19 protein-coding genes are annotated in these 19478 nt (G+C 48.5%); 17 read left to right on the top strand and 2 right to left on the bottom strand.

The genetic code is table 11. The annotated features are described in order from the left end of the window. Positions 1 to 5: 5 nt before the first annotated feature. The 3 genes from ACTTHR_RS04540 to ACTTHR_RS04530 are packed head-to-tail and all read left to right on the top strand — an operon-like array spanning position 6 to position 4193. Entirely contained in the window at positions 6 to 1451 is a 1446-nt protein-coding gene (locus tag ACTTHR_RS04540) for an SGNH/GDSL hydrolase family protein (protein ID WP_304284561.1), read from the top strand. After that, entirely contained in the window at positions 1448 to 2614 is a 1167-nt protein-coding gene (locus ACTTHR_RS04535; protein WP_442605340.1) for a GDSL-type esterase/lipase family protein, read from the top strand. The genes ACTTHR_RS04540 and ACTTHR_RS04535 overlap by 4 nt, the downstream gene beginning before the upstream one ends. A gap of 28 nt (positions 2615 to 2642) precedes the next feature. Next, entirely contained in the window at positions 2643 to 4193 is a 1551-nt protein-coding gene (locus ACTTHR_RS04530; protein WP_442605339.1) for an MBOAT family O-acyltransferase, read from the top strand. Positions 4194 to 4378: 185 nt separating this feature from the next. Here ACTTHR_RS04530 and ACTTHR_RS04525 read toward each other — a convergent pair whose 3' ends face one another. After that, on the bottom strand, positions 4379 to 5062 hold the full coding sequence (locus ACTTHR_RS04525; RefSeq protein ID WP_442605338.1) for a hypothetical protein: 684 nt from the start codon (positions 5060 to 5062) through the stop codon (positions 4379 to 4381). 327 nt (positions 5063 to 5389) lie between these two features. Further along, positions 5390 to 6073: a hypothetical protein gene (locus ACTTHR_RS04520; protein ID WP_442605337.1), complete on the bottom strand. Its 684-nt coding sequence runs from the start codon at positions 6071 to 6073 to the stop codon at positions 5390 to 5392. 302 nt (positions 6074 to 6375) lie between these two features. Here ACTTHR_RS04520 and rplU point away from each other — a divergent pair, with 302 nt between their 5' ends. The 14 genes from rplU (at position 6376) to ACTTHR_RS04450 (ending at position 19414) form a co-directional block, all read left to right on the top strand. Next, entirely contained in the window at positions 6376 to 6693 is a 318-nt protein-coding gene (gene rplU / locus ACTTHR_RS04515) for a 50S ribosomal protein L21 (RefSeq protein ID WP_442605336.1), read from the top strand. A gap of 24 nt (positions 6694 to 6717) precedes the next feature. Continuing rightward, positions 6718 to 6978: a 50S ribosomal protein L27 gene (gene rpmA / locus ACTTHR_RS04510; protein WP_115321245.1), complete on the top strand. Its 261-nt coding sequence runs from the start codon at positions 6718 to 6720 to the stop codon at positions 6976 to 6978. A gap of 325 nt (positions 6979 to 7303) precedes the next feature. After that, positions 7304 to 8575 (top strand): serine--tRNA ligase, encoded by a 1272-nt coding sequence (gene serS, locus ACTTHR_RS04505; protein ID WP_314861547.1) that lies wholly within the window; start codon positions 7304 to 7306, stop codon positions 8573 to 8575. Positions 8576 to 8601: 26 nt separating this feature from the next. Continuing rightward, positions 8602 to 9072, top strand: a complete 471-nt coding sequence (gene smpB / locus ACTTHR_RS04500) for an SsrA-binding protein SmpB (protein ID WP_276774834.1) — start codon at positions 8602 to 8604, stop codon at positions 9070 to 9072. A 121-nt stretch (positions 9073 to 9193) separates the two neighbouring features. Continuing rightward, the gene (locus ACTTHR_RS04495; protein ID WP_442605335.1) at positions 9194 to 10354 is read left to right on the top strand and encodes a DHH family phosphoesterase; all 1161 of its coding nucleotides are present in this window, start codon (positions 9194 to 9196) and stop codon (positions 10352 to 10354) included. A gap of 70 nt (positions 10355 to 10424) precedes the next feature. Next, positions 10425 to 11057 (top strand): DUF4827 family protein, encoded by a 633-nt coding sequence (locus ACTTHR_RS04490; RefSeq protein ID WP_442605334.1) that lies wholly within the window; start codon positions 10425 to 10427, stop codon positions 11055 to 11057. 9 nt (positions 11058 to 11066) lie between these two features. Continuing rightward, positions 11067 to 12458: a phosphoglucosamine mutase gene (glmM, locus tag ACTTHR_RS04485; protein ID WP_442605333.1), complete on the top strand. Its 1392-nt coding sequence runs from the start codon at positions 11067 to 11069 to the stop codon at positions 12456 to 12458. Between the two features lie 21 nt (positions 12459 to 12479). Further along, positions 12480 to 13907 (top strand): 23S rRNA (uracil(1939)-C(5))-methyltransferase RlmD, encoded by a 1428-nt coding sequence (gene rlmD / locus ACTTHR_RS04480; protein WP_442605332.1) that lies wholly within the window; start codon positions 12480 to 12482, stop codon positions 13905 to 13907. Positions 13908 to 14143: 236 nt separating this feature from the next. Then, positions 14144 to 14791 (top strand): transglycosylase SLT domain-containing protein, encoded by a 648-nt coding sequence (locus ACTTHR_RS04475; RefSeq protein ID WP_442605331.1) that lies wholly within the window; start codon positions 14144 to 14146, stop codon positions 14789 to 14791. A gap of 24 nt (positions 14792 to 14815) precedes the next feature. Beyond that, the gene (locus ACTTHR_RS04470; protein WP_442605330.1) at positions 14816 to 16699 is read left to right on the top strand and encodes an ABC-F family ATP-binding cassette domain-containing protein; all 1884 of its coding nucleotides are present in this window, start codon (positions 14816 to 14818) and stop codon (positions 16697 to 16699) included. A 21-nt stretch (positions 16700 to 16720) separates the two neighbouring features. Beyond that, positions 16721 to 17974, top strand: a complete 1254-nt coding sequence (locus ACTTHR_RS04465; RefSeq protein ID WP_442605329.1) for an ABC transporter permease — start codon at positions 16721 to 16723, stop codon at positions 17972 to 17974. Positions 17975 to 17984: 10 nt separating this feature from the next. Beyond that, on the top strand, positions 17985 to 18251 hold the full coding sequence (locus ACTTHR_RS04460; RefSeq protein ID WP_304284548.1) for a GNAT family N-acetyltransferase: 267 nt from the start codon (positions 17985 to 17987) through the stop codon (positions 18249 to 18251). Beyond that, complete coding sequence (locus ACTTHR_RS04455) at positions 18251 to 18841, top strand: hypothetical protein (RefSeq protein WP_442605328.1); 591 nt, start codon at positions 18251 to 18253, stop codon at positions 18839 to 18841. Before ACTTHR_RS04460 ends, ACTTHR_RS04455 begins: the two co-directional genes overlap by 1 nt. A gap of 6 nt (positions 18842 to 18847) precedes the next feature. Next, a complete protein-coding gene (locus ACTTHR_RS04450; protein ID WP_442605327.1) occupies positions 18848 to 19414 on the top strand; it encodes a cob(I)yrinic acid a,c-diamide adenosyltransferase in 567 nt (188 codons plus the stop codon). Positions 19415 to 19478: the final 64 nt, after the last annotated feature.

Below are 19478 nucleotides of genomic sequence, written 5' to 3'. Positions count from 1 at the left end.
CGGTAATGAAAAAAAAGAACTACACCTGGTACCTTTGGGGAATGCTTCTCTCCTCTTTTGCCATCATTTCGCTGCTTTATTGGCTCCCCGACAACCTCTTTGGGATACCTCTACAAAAGGTGGATATTTTCTCCGAGCTGCGCCACTCTGATGCAGACACTCCCAATGGAAAGGAAGTAGAGCAGCTCACGCGCAACTCGGCAACAGCCGATGGAGAAACAGAGAAGGAGATAAAAGAGCGCGATGCCATCTACGAAGACCTCAAAAAGCAAGATGCAACCTCAGAGAATGAGGAACCTAGCGCCCCCTCTTCCCTAGACAAAGAAGAGAGTGGTTCAACCCCAAAAGTTTACTTCGAAGACTTCAATCCCTCTCACCTCGGTCTACGCAATACGTATGCAGCACTAGCCAAACGGAAGATGGATGGTACTCCTCTTCGGATTGCATTCTTGGGAGACTCCTTTATCGAAGCTGATATATTTACCCTCGACCTTCGCAAGTTTTTGCAGAGTCGCTATGGAGGCGGGGGTGCGGGATGGATGCCCTTCTCTAGCGAAGTCTCGGGCTACCGACAAGGGATAACCCATAGCTTTTCCGGATGGAAAGACCACTTCATCATCCGCCAATCTAAGGATCTATACCCCCTCACGGGTCACTACTATACTTGCGAAGGTAGTGCTACCCTACAATACAAAGTAGCAAAGGGATATACGCCGTGGGACTGCGCCACCATCTTCTATACCTCGAACAAAGAGGTACAGGTAACCATGAGCAGTGCAGACACCGCGCAACAATATAGTCTCCCCCCCTCCTCGGAGATGAGCGCCTATGCCATAAAAGGACAAGGAGGAGAGATGAAACTCTCATTCTCCGGAGCAGAGGGAGCCAAGTTCTACGGCATAGCTCTAGATGGCACCAAGCAAGGGGGAGGAGTAATCTTAGACAACTTCTCGCACAGGGGTAGCTCCGGATTCCAATTGGGTCAGATAGATACACAGCTAGGGAAACGCTTCGCCGCCCTCCGTCCCTACCACCTTATTGTACTGCAATATGGTCTTAATGTAGCTTCTGACAAGACCAAAGACTACACCTACTACACCAAACGGATGGCAGAAGCAATAGACCATCTGAAGAAACTTTATCCCCATACCGACATTGTTATTATGGGAGTTTCTGATCGGGCGAAACGCTCCGGTGGCGAGCCTCACACCATGCCTGCCATATATGCTCTACGCAATGCGCAGCGCAAATTGGCGAGCGAAAAGGGTATCGTCTTTTGGGACACCTTCGAAGCTATGGGGGGAGAGAATAGTATGAGCCGCTTTGTAAAACAGGGATGGGCAGCCAAAGACTATACCCACTTGAGCTTCAAAGGCGGGAAGAGGCTAGCAGAAGTATTCTACAATAGTTTCCTATTCGAAGAGAAATACTACCAACGTATCCGCCGATGAAAGGGCTGCCAAGACTGCTATACCACCGATGGCAACACCATCTTCTGACGTTGGCTCTCCTGCTCTTCGTCTCGTTGTTTGTGGCTGTAGCACAAGTTCCCTCCATCAAAATAGATGAAAAGAAAACAGCGCAGTTATCTGCCATGATACACCGGAGTTTCCCTCAAAAAATCTCGATACTACACTTGGGGGATAGTCATCTACAAGCGGGGTTCTTACCCGAGGCCATCCGCACAACTCTTGCTCGGGAGCTGCCACTAGAGGGCCCCGGATTGATTATTCCTTATGAGTTGGCTCGCACCAATGGGCCTCGCTCCTACCAGATACAGTCTTCTGTAAAGTGGAATAGTGAGAAGTTATTCCTCAAACGCCCTCCGCTACAAGTGGGGCTCTCGGGTATGATCCTCTCCAAAGCGGACAACAGCCCCTACACCTTTACGATAAGTAGTAACGCCCGACCTTTCGACCAACTCATTGTCTATCGCACGCCATCGACTCCCTCTCTCGTGCCCTCCATCGGGAGTGCAACACTGGTTGTGGGGCAAAAAAGAATTGGGAATTTTGTGGCAGATACTCTCCTCTACCCCACAGAGCAGAGGCGAATCTTCCTGCGAAACGAACAGATACCCACCCAAGGAGCAACCTACGGAGGCTTTGTCTTACTCAAGAAAAAGCAGTCCATTGAGTACCATGCCATCGGCCTCAATGGAGCTATGTTTGGCACCTTTGCCCACGAAGGCTTTGTACAGCAAACGCAATGGTTACACCCAACTCATATAATTCTGTCTTTTGGCACGAACGAAGCCCAAGCACTAAAGATAAATCGGGGTGGCTTTGAGCAGCAGGTAATGCAGCTCATACGTCTCCTACGAAAGCAACACCCCAAGGCAACATTTTTACTGACAACGCCACCACCCAGCTTCCGCCGCAATCGTGCTTACAACGACCAAGTAGAGGTCGTAAGTGAGGTGCTGCGCCAAATTGCCGTCCGAGAAAATCTGGAGCTATTCGATATGTACGAAGCTCTCGGTTGTGAAGAAGGTGCCTACAATCGACGCCAAGAAGGGGATTACTATGCCTACGATGGCGTCCATTTCTCGGCCTATGGGTACACACACCAAGGTCAACTCATTGGCAAAGCCCTACTTGACCTTTTACAGTAAAACGAGCCATCCCTACTAACCTCGGTATATGATCGATTTTTTCTCTACCCTTGATGGGTCCCTACTCCCCGAGCTATTGCGCTATCACGAGGAGGCTCCGATGATCTTCTCTAGTGGATTATTTTTTGTTCTCTTTATCCTCTTTCTACCCATATATGGGCTGCTGGGGCTATCGAAGCGCACCGCTACCCTCCGCATCATCTACGTGGTGCTCTTCTCTCTCTTTTTCTACTACAAGAGCAGCGGATTCTATGTACTACTCCTTCTGCTTGCCACCACGAGCGACTTTCTCATAGCCCAAGCTCTAAGCCATACGCCCCAAGGCTCCCCCAATAGAAAAAGGTGGGTAGCCTTGAGTATGATTATCAACTTAGGGATATTATCCTACTTCAAATACTTCAATTTCTTACTAGACCTAATAGTACAAGCTATTGCCGGCATAGGGGGACTTATGGGCATGGAGACGGCAAGTTCTCTGCAATGGGAACCGTGGGATATATTCCTTCCCGTGGGGATATCGTTCTACACTTTCCAGACGATGAGCTATATAGCCGATGTATACCGAGGCGATATAAAACCGCTCAAACGCTGGATCGATTATCTCTTCTATGTTTCATTTTTCCCACAACTGGTGGCAGGCCCTATTGTACGAGCCAAAGACTTTATCCCACAAATACATCGCCGTCCGTGGGTCACTCGTGGAGAATTTGGGCGAGGGCTATTCCTTATCCTTTTGGGATTGTTCAAAAAAGCGGTCATTTCAGACTATATAAGTCTCAACTTTGTAGACCGAATATTCGATGCCCCCACACTCTACTCCGGCTTAGAAAACCTAATGGCGGTCTATGGCTATGCCCTACAAATCTATTGCGACTTCTCCGGTTACTCGGATATGGCTATTGGTATCGCTCTATTCTTGGGCTTCCGATTCAACAAAAACTTCGATGTTCCCTATACATCTACCAATATTACTGAGTTTTGGCGCAGGTGGCATATCTCCCTCTCTACTTGGCTCAAAGACTACCTCTACATTCCTCTAGGGGGCAATCGCAAGGGGCGCATTCGCACCTATATCAATCTCATTATTACCATGCTACTGGGGGGCTTGTGGCACGGAGCAGCCCTTCGCTTTATCCTATGGGGGGGGATGCATGGTATAGCTCTAGCGATACACAAAGTTTGGTGTGCCCTCTTCTACCCGGCGCACAAGAGAAGAATCAAACGCAATGGCATAGGAAAGGCGATAGGGGGTATCATCACCTTCCACTTCGTTTGCTTTGCTTGGATTTTCTTCCGAGCCGATAGCATTGACGTGGTAGAGCAGATACTCACGCAGATTACAAGCAACTTCCATCCGGAAATCATCCTAGACTTTGTCACCGGTTATCATTGGGTACTTCTTCTCATGCTTATAGGGTACGTACTTCACTACCTACCCTTTAGCCAACGAAGAGCAGCAGAGCGAGCCTTAACGCGTGCGCCCTTTTGGGTACAAACCCTGCTACTCACCGCTCTCATCTTCCTTGTATTCCAGATGAAGAGTGCCGATGTACAGCCCTTTATCTACTTCCAGTTCTAAAAATTAAGCACGTTATAACTCGGAGAAAGCCTGGCTAATTTCGAGGTCCCTCTCTGGGTAAAAAAGAAAAGTTTTCAGACCTATATCCGAAAAAGTATAGGTCTGAAAACTTTTTATTTCTAGGTAACTTCTACAAGGATTTTCACCTAGAAAGATGGGGAGGTACTTTCTTCTCTCTTATCGCCTTACATCTGGAATGAACCCAAGAGGCGAAGAGGCTCTTTCTTGATCTTAACCTGCTTGGTTTTCAGATTTCTTCTTGTTATCAGATCCCCAGAAGTGACCTCCTTTTGTCCGGAAAGATAGTTGATACTAGTCCTCTCCCATTCCGCGGCCAAACGATTTCCCCAAGTAGATTCTTCGCCAATAAGGTAAAAGTCTCCCGATTGGAACCTGTATCTATAGGTCGTGGCACCCGTTTCGTCTGTTCTTATATTTGAGCAATAGGATACTCGTATGTCTATCGCCCCTTTGGGCGTAATAGAGACTTCATTTGTTATGTCTCTCTCCTCATCCTCTCGACCGCTAATGGTATCGTACCACACCTTGAACCTTTTGTATACTCCGGAGGGCGAACCAAAATAGACAGCAAGGGACAAGGGACTAAAATTGGACTCAAAACCATCATCTCTCGTCTTGATATACGCAGGATCATTGGAACGGACAAGTAAAACAAAATCCTCAATTCCATCCTTGTTGAGGTCCCCTGTAGCGGATTGTACCTCCCAACCATTGGGAACAAACTCTTCGATAGTACGTCCCTCTTTTGCAAACTGGGGTTTCTTCTGTTTTTGAGCCGCTATCGGATTTGAGCTTAACACAAAAAACAGCCCCATCATGAGGTGTAATGCGACACTCTTTCTTTTCATAGTACGTACTATTTTTCTTTGGTTTAAATTTATTGCATCATCAAAATATCATCATAGGAGCCAAGCGAATCGAAAACCCAAGCACCCTACTCTACAAAGGTAAACAGAAAACCTTGCATTCCTCCCCTTTGCCCAGAGCAAAAAATACTGCAGATTCTACAAGGGGTTTCAGATAGAAAATTGGGAATACGAAGGGAGCTTTAATTGTCGGGTAGGGGCTCCTTATAATAAAACAGAGCGAAGACTTTTTCAGGTCTCAGCTCTGCGTTGCTCTATAAACTCGGAATGTTTGTTCCTTCTCTGAGGGAGAGCTTCTCTCTTATAGTCTTACATCTGGAATGAACCCAAGAGGCGAAGAGGCTCTTTCTTGATCTTGACCTTTTTGGTTTTCAGATCTTTCTCTTCTATCATATTCCCCGTGGTGATCTCTTTTTGTCCGGTAAGATAGTTGATACTAGTACTCTCCCCTTCTCCGGTCATACGATTTAGCCAACTAGATTCTTCGCCAATAAGGTAAAAATCTCCCGATTGAAATCTGTATCTATAGGTCGAGCCACCCGTAGCAGCTGTTCCCATACTTGACCACGAAGATACGCTTATGTCTATTGCCCCTCTGGGCGTAATAGAGAGTTCATTTGTTATATCTGTGTACTCATCCTCTCGACCGCTAACAGTATCGTGCCACACCTTGAACCTCTTGTATACTCCGGAGGGCGATCCAAAATAGACAGCAAGGAACAGAGGATTGAAATTGTACTCAAAGCCGTCGTCTCTCGTCTTGATGTGCGCAGGGTCATTGGGGCGGACAATTAAGACAAAATCCTCTATTCCATCCTTATTGAGGTCCCCTGTAGCAGATTGTATATCCCAACCATTGGGAACAACCTCTTCGATAGTACGTCCCTCTTTTGCAAGCTGGAGTTTCTTCTGTTTTTGAGCTGCTATCGGATTTGAGTTTAAGGCAAAAAATAGCCCCATCACAAGGAGCAATGGTACACTCTTTCTTTTCATGGTACGTTCTATTTTTCTTTGATTTAAATTTATTGTATCAGCAAAATGTCATCGCAGGGATCGAGTGATTCGAAAACCCCAATGCCCCACTCCACAAAGGTAAACAGAAAAACTCGCATTCATTCTTTTGCCCAGAGTAAAAGAAATACCGATGGTGAGACAGAGGGGAAAATCCATTGCCAAATAGTCAAAAAGTACTACCTTTGCAGGCGCAAATCCTATGTAGGGCTCATTAAGAGTGTGTTGTAGCTTACAACGGACCGCCCTGCGGGACTAAATTATTAGTAATAGAAAAACGTAGTATGTACGTAATTGCAGAGATTCAAGGCCAGCAGTTTAAGGTAGAAGCCGGCCGCAAATTGTATGTTCACCACATCAAGAATGTGGAAGCAGGTGCTGAGGTATCATTCGACCGAGTAATGCTCGTAGACAATGATGGTGCCGTAAAGGTTGGCGCTCCTCTTGTAAAAGGCGCTAAGGTGGTATGCGAGGTAGTGTCTCCCATCGTAAAGGGTGATAAAGTACTTATCTTCCACAAAAAGCGTAGAAAAGGCTATCGTAAGCTCAATGGTCATCGCCAGCAGTTTACAGAAGTCAAGGTAAAAGAGATTATTGCATAACCCAAACTAAAGAAGTAAAGAGACATGGCACATAAAAAAGGTGTCGGCAGTTCTAAGAACGGTCGCGAATCACAGAGCAAACGCCTAGGGATCAAAATCTTTGGTGGCGATTTTGCAAAAGCCGGTAATATCTTGGTGCGTCAACGCGGTACGCAGCACCATCCCGGAGAAAACGTGGGTATGGGAAAAGACCACACGTTGTATGCCCTTGTAGACGGTAAGGTAGTCTTCACTCGCAAAGGTGAAGATCGCTCATTCGTATCTATCGAAGCGATAGAAGCATAAGGAAACACAACATTTTGGTAAGTTAGACAGAGAGGGGGGTCGTACCAAAAGCATCTCTCAATAGAAGAGAGGCAGCGGCTTTCTCTGTTTATCCTTGCCCAATCAAAAAAGGGGTCTCCCCCACGCTTCCCTACATCCTTTATACCGAAGAAGGTTCTTAGAGGGTCTGCTTACGGTTCCTAGGGAGCCTATAAAGGGGAGAGGATCCACACAAGGAGAGGTGCATATAGGCTACTTGGTCGCTTTAGGCGGCGCAAGAAGAGCCTGAAGGTACCTCTCCCGTTGTTTTTATGGAGAGGAATTATATAAGCAGTATAGACTATATATGCTCACAATCAAAGTAATAAAAGAGCAACCCGAAGAGGTAATTGCTCGCCTGGGAGTAAAGCACTTCGATGCTCGGGAGTCAGTGGCTCGTATCACAGAGTTAGATGCTCAACGCCGTAGTGCACAGCAAACTATGGATGCCTCGCTGCAGGAGCAAAAGCAACTAGCAAAGCAAATCGGAGAGAAAATGAAGAGTGGCGATAAAGCCGCCGGAGAGGCTCTCCGTGCTCAGGTGCAGAAGCTCAAAGAGCAAAGCTCAGAGGCTGAGGAGAGCAAAAAGCAGGCAGAAGAGTCTATTCGTCAGCTCCTTCTCACCATCCCCAACATGCCCCACGAGAGTGTACCCGAGGGGAAGGGAGCGGAAGACAATGTATGTATAAAAACAGGAGGCACGATGCCTCAGCTCTCTCAAGACAACAAGCTACCGCACTGGGATCTCGCGAAAAAATACGACCTTATCGACTTTGAGTTAGGAGTAAAAATCTCCGGAGCAGGATTCCCCGTGTACAAGGGTCGCGGTGCTCGCTTGCAGCGTGCTCTTATCAATTACTTTCTCGACAAAGCCATCGCTGCAGGCTTCCAAGAGGTGGAGCCTCCCTATGTCGTGAATGAAGACTCGGGGTATGGTACGGGACAATTGCCCGACAAAGAGGGACAAATGTACTTTGCCCCTGCCGACAATCTCTACCTCATCCCTACAGCAGAGGTACCCGTTACCAATATATATAGAGATGTCATCCTCGAAGAGAGCCAGCTTCCTATAAAGAATGTAGCCTACTCGGCATGCTTCCGTCGCGAAGCGGGGTCGTATGGCAAAGATGTGCGAGGGCTCAATCGTCTACACCAATTCAATAAAGTAGAGATTGTCTGCATTGATACTCCCGAACGCTCCTACGCTACGCTAGACTCTATGGTATCGTACGTACAGGGGTTGGTAGAAGAGTTGGGACTCCCTTGGCGTATTCTCCGCCTTTGTGGGGGAGATATCAGCTTCACATCGGCTCTCACCTTCGACTTTGAGGTCTTCTCTGCCGCTCAAGAGCGTTGGCTAGAGGTTAGCTCTGTATCCAATTTTGAGAGCTATCAAGCCAATCGACTAAAATGCCGCTACCGCAAAGACAAAGCAACGGAACTCTGTCACACCCTCAATGGTAGTGCCCTCGCTCTCCCTCGTATTGTAGCAACGATCCTCGAGAACTACCAAACTCCCGAGGGTATTATCGTGCCTGAGGTGCTCCGCCCCTACACCGGCTTCGATATCATCAACTAACGCATTTATATACTCAAAAGTAGTCTATGGCGAATAAAAAACTTCAGCTAGACCGTCGGGTAAACATCAAGAATAGGCGAGCTACATTCGACTATGAGATTCTTGATCGTTACACGGCAGGTATTGTACTCGTAGGGTCAGAGATAAAATCTATCCGGTTGGGTAAGGCAGGCTTGGCAGATAGCTATTGCTTCTTTGCCAACGGAGAGTTATGGCTCAAAAACATGTACATAGCGGAGTATTTTTACGCCACCTACAACAATCACCAAGAGCGTCGGGATCGCAAACTTCTGCTCTCTCGCAAGGAGCTTGCCAAACTGGAAGGCTCGGTAAAAACTCCCGGGGTCACCATTGTGCCCCTCTCTGTCTTTATCAACGATAGAGGCTATGCCAAAGTAGTTATCGGGGTGGCTAGAGGGAAAAAACTCTACGACAAACGAGCCTCTATCAAAGAGCGGGAAGACAAGCGCACCCTAGCTCGCATAATGAAACACTAAGTGAATAAGGAACCAGAAGGGGGAGAGGATATGGTATCATCTTCCCCCTTTATTCGTTTCCTCGCAAAGCCTTCTCTCTAGGCAGAATACACTATATTTGCATCAGCAGAGCCAAAGAATAATGGAACAGAGTAGAGACTATCGCAAAGCATACGACGAACTTTCCGAGTTCCTTGCCAAGTCACATCATATCGTACTTTTCGGTCACAAAGGCCCCGATGGCGACTCCGTTGGGAGCACCTTGGCAATGAGAATGCTCTTGGAGAGTCTGGGCAAATCTGTTCAGGTTATCATGGCCGGCGGGATGCCCCTCAACCTGCGTTGGATGCCGGGGGCAACCGAGATATTACAGCAGGGGCGTCAAGACGAAGAGATAGACAAAGCTCTATCGCTCTCCGACTTAATTATCTGCTTGGACTTCAACGCGCTGTATCGCATCGGACCCTTACTAGAGGAGCGTCTCCGAGCCACCCTAGCACAACGGGATATCCCCGTTTTGATGATCGACCATCACCCCTATCCCAGCGACGAATTTAGCTGGCAATGGAGTTGCCCGGAGGCAGCAGCTACCTGCGAAGTGCTTACTCGGCTTTTTTTATCTCCCGACGAACGCCGGATCCGTCTCCCCGAGGCAACAGATTCTACACCCCTCGATTCTACTCAAGCAGAGACCCTTCGCGCCAAGATAGCCACCTCTCTTTTGACCGGAATTATCACCGATACAGGGCTTTTTAATCACAACTCTTCGCGTCCCGATTTGTACGAATTAGTAGCCGTTCTACTGCGTTCGGGAGCTGATAAAGACCTTATCGTAGACAAGATAAATCATAACCATCCCGAGAGCAGACAACGCCTTGAGGGGTACATCCTTTACGAGAAAGTGGTTGTAATGCCCGAGATACAAAGTGCCTACTTTGTACTTACAAGAGAGGAGATGGAACGCTTTGAAACCGGAGCGGCAGACACGGATGGATTTGTCAATAAACCCCTAGATATAAAGGGCATTAATTGCTCTGCCTTCTTTAGAGAAACGCTCGACGAGGGGGTTAAGGTTTCTGTACGCTCCATCGGGGATATTGCCGTAAACGAACTTTGCAGTGAGTGCTTCGGAGGAGGTGGACACAAGAATGCTGCCGGTGGGGAATTCTCCCAAGGCTCCATAAGCGAAGCCGTAGATCTCTTTGTCGATTACATGCGACGCCATTACCTCAAACCAAGCAAAGAGCGGAAGCCTGCCATGGGGATTCCCATCCCAAAGGAGCTGCAAGAAATGTTCAACTAGAGCTGCAACAGGGAAAAGAAACTACAAAGAAAGAATACACACCCAATCATCACTTTCATACGATTTAGCAATGAAACAAATTCGCTCCACCAGCTTCAAACTGGAATATTTACTCTCAATTCTTATAACAGGTCTCGTGGCTCTTGGGGGTACAGCCTGTAGTAAAACCAAAGATATTAAGTCTCTCTCCCAAATGCTCAAAGAGGAGGAGATAGCCATTTCTAAGCTCATCAACAAAGAAAATATCACGGTACGCAACTATGCCGAGGGGCAAACCTCTTTTGACAAAGGGATATACTATAAATTCAGTAACGGTCTCTACATGGAGGTTTTAGAAGCAGGAGGAGAGCACCCCGTTGCCGAAAAAACGCGTGTGAATGTACGCTTCGAGGGCTATATCTTCAACAAAGACTCCATACAGCAGAACTTCAATAATTTGTCCATACCGGGCTTCCAAGATACCGAGTTCATCTATGTAGATCGTTACTCTCGCGGTGCATTGCATTTTATTCTGATCAAGTCGGCTCCGGGCTATTCGCTCAACGCCCTCATGTGCGAGGGCTTGGCTTTCCCCATGTCTTTGCTAGGAGATGGAGCTAAGGTACGCCTCATCATCCCCTTTACCATCGGGGCTGAGATTAACTACAACCGAGGTAGTACCATGTATTGCCGCGAGGTACGGTATGAATTTACACGTCAATAAACTTTTTACATGCCACTAATCAAATCCATCTCGGGTATCCGAGGAACCATTGGAGGGGGAGCTTCTGAGGGGCTTAACCCTATAGCTGTCACCCGTTTTACGGCGGCCTTTGCCACATTTATCCGCAAGTCTAGTGGTGTAGCTCGCCCCCTAATCGTAGTCGGACGAGACGCACGTATGTCTGGCGAATTGGTTCGTAGGATCGTGACCGGTACCCTAATGGCGATGGGTTGTGATGTAGTAGATATAGATCTTGCCACCACCCCCACTACCGAAATGGCCGTAATAGGGCTAAAAGCTCAAGGGGGAATTATTATCACAGCCAGCCACAATCCGAAGCATTGGAATGCCCTCAAACTGCTTGGAGGGAAAGGCGAATTCTTGACCGATCTAGAGGGTAAAGAAGTTCTTTCCATTGCAGAAGACGAAAATTTTGTATTCTCTCCCGTAGAAGAGTTGGGGCAGATTCACTACCAAGATTACCTTCCCGAGCATTGTCGAGCCATACTAGCTTTAGAAGAAGTAGATGCCGAAGCCATCCGAGCTGCCGGGTTTAGTGTTGCTTTTGACAGCATCAATTCGGTAGGAGGCATTGCGGTTCCCTATCTACTCCGGCAACTAGGAGTAGAAGTGGTTTATCCACTTTTCGACACCCCAAATGGCGACTTTGCCCACAATCCGGAGCCTCTACCCCAGCACCTAGTAGCCCTCTCGGAGACAGTGCGGGAGAAGCATGCCACGGTGGGATTCTCCGTAGACCCCGATGTGGATCGACTTGCCATTATTGATGAGAATGGACTTCCTTTTGGGGAGGAATATACCCTCGTTGCTGTGGCCGATTACCTGCTTGATTATCATGGAGGGGGTAATACGGTTTCCAATCTCAGCTCTACCCGTGCTCTTCGCGACGTAACTGAGCGAGGGAATAGAGGTTCCTATGCCGCCGCTGCGGTGGGCGAAGTCAACGTTGTTGCCAAGATGGCAGCCACCAACGCCCTCATTGGAGGAGAAGGCAATGGGGGTGTGATATTCCCCAAGCTACACGCCGGTCGTGATGCCCTCGTGGGTATTGCCCTCTTCCTTACCTTGCTGGCAAAGAAGAAAAAATCGGTTAGTGAACTTCGCCGTGAGTACCCCGTTTACTACATGAGTAAACAGCGTGCAGACCTCCCGGAAGGGACTGACACAAAGGCTCTGTTTGCCCGCATTGCAGAACGCTTTGCAAGTGATCACCCCAACACCATTGATGGAGTAAAGATCGATTTCCCCTCCTCTTGGGTACACATGCGAGCCAGTAATACAGAGCCCATTGTACGTATTTACACAGAAGCTTCCACAGAAGAAGAAGCCAACAGCTTAGGCGAGAAGTTTTGCAATATCGTGCTTGAGATGCTTCGGTAATCACACTAGAGAATAGACCTTTTGGCTAGAAATAAAAAACCTTTACCCCTCCTTGAGGGGATTACTATAGAGCGGATGGCTGCCGAGGGGCAGTCCATTGCGCATTGGGGGGAACTTGTTGTCTTTGTCCCCTATGGTGCACCGGGCGATAGGTGTACGCTACAGATCGTCCGAAAAAAGAGTCATTATGCTGAGGCACGGATCGTGACCCTTGAGGAGCCATCACCCCTTCGGATCTCCCCTCGTTGTAAGCATTTTACCACGTGCGGTGGCTGCAAATGGCAACATATCCCCTATGAGGAACAACTGACTGCCAAGGCAACACAAGTGCGAGATGCCATGGAGAGACTGGGCAAAGTAGAGGTAGGAGAGTATCTCCCCATCCTAGGCTCTCAAGAGACGTATCAGTACCGCAATAAACTTGAATTCACCTTTAGCAACCACCGTTGGAGGACGAGCGAAGAACTCGCTCCTCTGCCGGAGGGGCTCGGGGATGCCGATAATAGCGGATTGGGATTCCACATCCCGGGGAAGTTTGATAAAGTACTAGACATTGAGGAGTGCCACCTCGGGAACGAGCTAAGCAACCGCATTCGCAACTTTGTTCGAGCCTATTGTTTGGAGCGTATTGAGCGTTATCCCTTTTACGACCTTAGGGCACAAGAGGGGGGAATGCGTACCCTCATGATTCGCACAACCAGCAAGGGGCATACCATGGTTTTGGTTGCTTTTGCCCACGAGAAAGCGCACGACAGAGAGGAACTACTCGCGGCTATCCATCACGAATTCCCCGAGGTTAATTCGCTTCTCTACGTTATCAATACAAAGCTCAACGATACTTTTACCGACTTATCTGTAGAGACCTACTACGGGAGCCCCTTCATAGAAGAAGAGATGGAGGGCTTAACCTTCCGCATTGGTTCCAAATCTTTCTATCAAACCAATAGCCGACAAGCTCTGGAGTTATACCGAGTAGCTCGATCTTTTGCAGGGCTTACGGGGCAAGAAATCGTCTACGACCTCTATACGGGCACAGGCACTATTGCCAACTTCGTTGCCCGCAATGCCAAGAAAGTAGTGGGTATCGAGTATGTACCGGAGGCGATAGAAGATGCTCATCTCAATAGCCAAGTAAACAAAATCGATAACACCATTTTTTATGCGGGGGACATGAAGGATATCCTTACCCCCGAGTTAATTGCCCGTCATGGAGCCCCCGACGTGGTAATTACGGATCCCCCTCGAGCCGGGATGCATCCCGATGTGATTAAAACCCTTCTGGGTGCAGCTCCCCCTCGTATTGTCTACGTTAGTTGCAATCCTGCCACGCAAGCTCGCGATGCCGCTCTCCTCGTTGAGGGTGGATACCGAGTACTCAAAGTACAACCTGTAGATATGTTCCCTCACACCCACCACGTGGAGAACGTAATGCTACTGGAGCATACTTGAGAAGAATCTCCCAAGGGGAAAAAGTTCTCCCAATCAAAAAAGCAGCCCCCCAAGAGAGACAGTATGAACTAAAACAAAACCTGATGCGAAAAATTCGATTAAGGACATCAAAAAAATTTGCTACCTCATGCGTTTTCAGACGCTATGGGGTAGTTCTGTTTTGTTCCCTCGCCCTTCTAAATGTTGGGGGGCTGTGGGCATCTCCCCCACCCTCTCTTGGCGCCATCACCCGAGCCATGGAGGCAATACTTATAGAGCAACATATCCTTTCCCCCTCACAACCCTCACTAAACATCTTGTCTGATAGCATTGCAGAGCAAGAGGGTAAGGGCGTAATTTCTGCGTACGACCATTTGTTTATCAAAGAGGCAAAACGAATCGGTTGGGACTGGTGGTATCTGGCAGCTATAGCCTATCACGAGTCGAAGTTCCAACCTCATGTAGGCGGTGGTAGAGCCGTCGCTATCGGACTTATGGGTATACTTCCCTCTACAGGACGGCGTTTTGGTGCAAGTGCATCTCAGTTGCGAGACGCTGCCACTTCTGTGCGGGTTGCCGCCTCTTGTCTGGATGCTTTTGCTAAGGAATTTAACCATGTCTCCACATTGCGAGACCGAGAACTTTTTGCTTTAGCCTCCTATGTATGTGGTAGTGGCCATATCCACGATGCCTGTCGCGTAGCCCAAAAGCATGGAGCTAATCCTCTGGTTTGGGAAGAGGTTAAGTCCTTTATCCTCAAGATGAATCAGCCTCAATATTACCGTAATAAGCAGGTACGTTTTGGGCGGTTCAATGGAAAACATACGGTAAAGTGTGTCAGTGATATTGACGCACTTGCCCAAAAGTACGCACAACAGATCGCTCAAGCTAAGGGTGAAAAATAGGACTTTTATTCTTCCGAGAGGTATATGATCCAAGTTGAACAACTCTCCAAATCATACGGAGACCGCCTACTCTTCCAGGATGTTTCTTTCTCGATAGCAGAGGGAGAGAAGTGTGGATTGATAGCCGCCAATGGTACAGGAAAAACGACTTTGCTTCGTATCATCACGGGAGAAGAAACCCCCGATAGTGGTACCATCACAACGAGGAAGGACTTACGCATAGCCTACCTGCCACAGCGTCCTCATCTGCCCGAGGGGAAAACAATACTCGATACTTGCTTCAACCCCATGGACAAAGTACCCCATCTCGTGGGTTGCTGGCGAGAGGCTGTAGAGGCAGACGATAGCGAAGTACTAGAGAAGTTGCTCCCCGAAATGGACGCCCTAGGAGCTTGGGATTACGAGAGACGCGCTGAGGAGATACTCCATAAGCTTTCCGTTCCGGATCTCTCACGCTCCACGCAGTCCCTGAGCGGAGGGGAGCAGAAACGCATTGCCTTAGCCGGGATACTCCTATCGGAGCCGGATTTACTGATCCTAGACGAACCTACCAATCACCTAGATTTGGATGCCATTGAGTGGTTACAGCACTATCTAGAGCGCAGTAAACTAATGCTGCTAATGGTAACACACGACCGCTACTTCCTAGAGAGCGTCTGCGATTCGTTCCTCGAATTGACTCCTTCGGGCGTACATAGCTATGCCTGCACCTTCGACCAATATTTAGAGCGTAGGGCTGAGCGACTAGAACTAGAGCGCACTGCGGTACAAAAAGCCAATAACTTATACCGTCGGGAGCTGGAGTGGATGCGTCGCCAACCTCAAGCACGAGGGGGAAAACAGAAGGCTCGCAAAGATGCTTTTTACGAACTAAAGAAGCTAACAGAGCCTCCCCGCGAGGAGAAAGCGACAGAGATAGATAGCCAACGGGCCTATATCGGCAACAAAATCTTTACGGCTCACAACGTATCCCTCGCTTACGGAGAAAAAAAGATCCTACAGCACTTCTCCTACACCTTTGCTCGCTACGACAAAGTGGGAATTGTAGGAGCCAATGGCGTGGGCAAAACTACGTTCTTAAAACTTTTGCTCGGAGAGATTAAGCCCGACGAAGGATTTTTTGAGATTGGCGAGACGGTACACTTCGGCTACTTCAGTCAGCAAGGCGCAAAATTTGATCCCGAGAAGCGAGTGATCGAAGCCATTACAGACTTGGCAGAGGTGATACGAGACCCTCACGGCGAGGGGCTACTCTCGGCCTCCCAACTACTCACACGCTTTGCCTTCTCACCCGAGAGACAATATACCCCTATCTGCAAGTTGAGCGGAGGAGAGCTACGCCGGCTCTATCTTTGCACCGTTTTGCTCACCAACCCCAACTTTTTAGTCCTCGATGAGCCAACGAACGACCTCGACTTGCTTACCCTGGGTATCCTTGAGGAGTATCTAAGAGAATTCAAAGGGTGCCTTATCGTGGTTAGTCACGATCGCTTCTTCATGGATAGCCTAGTAGACCACCTTTTTGTTTTCGAAGGGGATGGCGTTGTACGCGACTTCCCTGGCAACTATACACAGTATCGGGAGTGGGACAATGCCCGCCAAGCCCAAATCCAAGCAGAACAAAAGGCTCAACCCTCTCAAGCTAAAGCCAATACAGAAGCTACAAGTAGGAAACCTCAACAAGAGCGCAAGGCTAAGCGGTCGTACAAAGAGGAGCAAGAGTTTCTGCAACTAGAGAAGGATTTGTCCCTCTTAGAGGCCGAGATCAAAAACTTGGAAGAGCGTATGTCTTCAGGCTCTCTCGCCGCCGATGAGTTACAAAAGGCCGGTGCTAAATACAAACTTCTGAGTGACGAATTAGACGAAAAGACCATGCGTTGGCTCGAACTCTCAGAGTTGGGCAATTAACCATTAGCCCTCCCATCCACAATGAAAATCCGCATCTATCCCTTCTTTCTAGCACAGAGATTAGCTACGAGGCAATCTGCAGCCTCCCGTGCCACCAGCTCTCTTCTGAGGTTCACCGTACTCGGTATTGCTTTGAGCTTGGCGGTCATGTTGCTTACCATTTTTGTGGGAAAGGGATTCCGCAACCAGGTACACGAGCGGATCTATCTACTCACGGGGCATATCATCCTCAACGAATATGGCAGGAACTATGCCGACGAATCTGCCTCCCTACGGATTACGCCCGAGCTCCTTTCTGAGCTAGCCGGTATTAAGGGCATTGGGGAGATACGCCAAGTGGTACAGAGTGGAGGTATAATCAAAACCGATAGCGACTTCTCCGCAGTGCTCGTAATGGGTGTCTCATCGCGCGACGCCTACCTGCACACTTCTGGCGTTCTTAGGGGTGGACATATCCCCTATTTTGATGGTTCAGATACACTCCATAATCCCATACTCCTCCCTCTTGAGTGTGCCGAGAAACTGCACCTCACCGTAGGAGACAAAGTGCCTATTTATTTTACAGGAGCACGTACTACGGTACGTACCTTTACCATTGCCGGAATTGTAGACCTCCCCCATATCGAAGCCCCTATCGTGGTAGCTCCCATCGGAGTTATGCGCCACGTAGCCCACATTGATGAGGATAAAGTGACGCGTCTTGAGCTATTTGTTCAACCCAAAGTGGACCATTTAGCCCTAAGTGATCGACTTGTGGAGCAACTATCCAAAAGCCCCAATACCGGAGGTCAAAGCCTTGGTATGTACACGGCAGAGAGCCTAATGCCGGATATATTCGCATGGATAGAGATGCTCGATGCCAATATATCCCTGCTGCTCGTGCTGATGCTCATTGTCGCCTCATTTACCCTCATCACAGGGCTTTTGATACTGATACTCGACCGCACACGGATGATCGGGCTACTCAAAGCTCTGGGCGCTCGCTATGGTTCCATTCGATCTTTGTTCCTTTATCTAGCTGCTTTCGTGGTGGGTAAAGGCCTTTTGTGGGGCAATTTGATTGCCTTTGCACTGGCCGGAGTGCAATACTTCTTCTCGCCCATCCAGCTAGATCCGGCAACCTATTACCTATCTTACGTTCCCATTGAGTTTGATATACCTTGGGTTTTGGGGATAAATCTTCTCGTCTTTGTACTCTCTATGATTTCTCTCCTTCTGCCCACTCGTATTATTGCCCGCATCAGAGCGGTAGATACGCTCCGGTTTAATCAATAAAATAACCCCTATGACCGACCTTCACTTTCAATTACAAGATAATTTCCTAAGAGCCTACGATGCCGACAACATCGAAGTCGGGCATCTTGAGTTTTCGCTCAACGATGGAGTTTGTACCATCCTGCATACTATTACCGAAGAGGCTTTTCGGGGGCAATCCGTAGCCCATCACCTCATGCAAGAGATGATGCTTCTTGTTGAGAAGAGCGGGTGGAAGGTACACTCCGAGTGTAGCTACGCCACCACCTACCTCAAGCGCATCAATTATCCTCTTTAATGGCATTCCGCTCGTCTCTTGCTCTAGCTGCCAAGTCTTTGTGGCGCAGATGCTTCTCGCATGGGGGGCATGGCGTACACTCTCCATTTGCCTTTGAGTTGCTCACTCGTGTAGTGGAAGAAAAATCCCCCTATTCGGCATTTGCCTCCATAAGAGAGGTTGTACATCGTCATGGCAGGAGCAAACATGACCTCAGACTCGCTTTTTTATTTTACCGAGTAGCGGCTCATTATCCCATAAAAAGGATACAAGTTCTGGGAGCAGACAGCGACTATATGCAAGAGCTATTACCCCTCTTAGAGCGGGCAACATGCCCCTCGCCTTTGGAGCATCCCTATGGTCCCTACCCTCGGGAGGACCTATTCTCCCTCTCCTTTATCACGGAGGAGGTAGCTCTCTCTCAAGTAATAGAAGAGCCAACTCCTGCTATATTACTCGTCGCTACTTGGCAAAATCCTTCTCTAAAAAGACGCACGATTCGGTACTGCAAAGAGGGGCGTCTCTCTGGGATCCGCATTGATCTCCCCACAGCTCAATTGGTAATTTCTTCCCCTCGATTTCACTTACAACAATACAAGTCGACCCTATAAAACGATATGGCAAAAAGTAATCTGTATACTCGCACAGGCGACCGAGGTACCACCTCACTGGTAGGCGGGCAACGCATTAAAAAGAGCGACCTCCGGCTCGAATGCTACGGCACGGTAGACGAACTCAACTCCTTTATCGGCGTACTGCGCGCAGAGGAGTTAGAAGCCGCTTCGGCGGAGCAACTCGCCGCCATCCAAAACAATCTCTTCGTGATCGGTTCCAATCTTGCAACGGACACCTCCAGCCACGAGCTAAAAGCCTTCTCACAAGTCACCGAAGAGTCCATCATAGCCCTTGAGGGTTGGATAGATCAATTAGACGAGGCAACCCCACCCATGACAGGATTCATCTTGCCGGCAGGCGGACGTAGCGCCGCTCTCTGCCATGTGTGCCGCACGGTAACTCGCCGTGTAGAGCGTCTTTTGTACCGATTAGAGGAAGAAGTACCCGTAGATGAACCCCTAGAGCGTTACATCAATCGACTGAGCGACTACTTCTTTGCCCTTGCACGCTATGAGTCCCATCGCCGCGGCGAGCCGGAAATTACTTGGCAAAAACATTGTGTAAAATAGAAATAAATACTACTTTTGCGCGCGATAAGTGGCGGAAGCCGAACCTATTTAATAGCAACACGAA

Source organism: Porphyromonas endodontalis, from assembly GCF_052173515.1.
Taxonomy (GTDB): Bacteria; Bacteroidota; Bacteroidia; order Bacteroidales; family Porphyromonadaceae; genus Porphyromonas; species Porphyromonas endodontalis_A.
The sequence above is the reverse complement of the archived record's forward strand: the minus strand, read 5'-3'. Positions and strand labels throughout refer to the sequence as shown.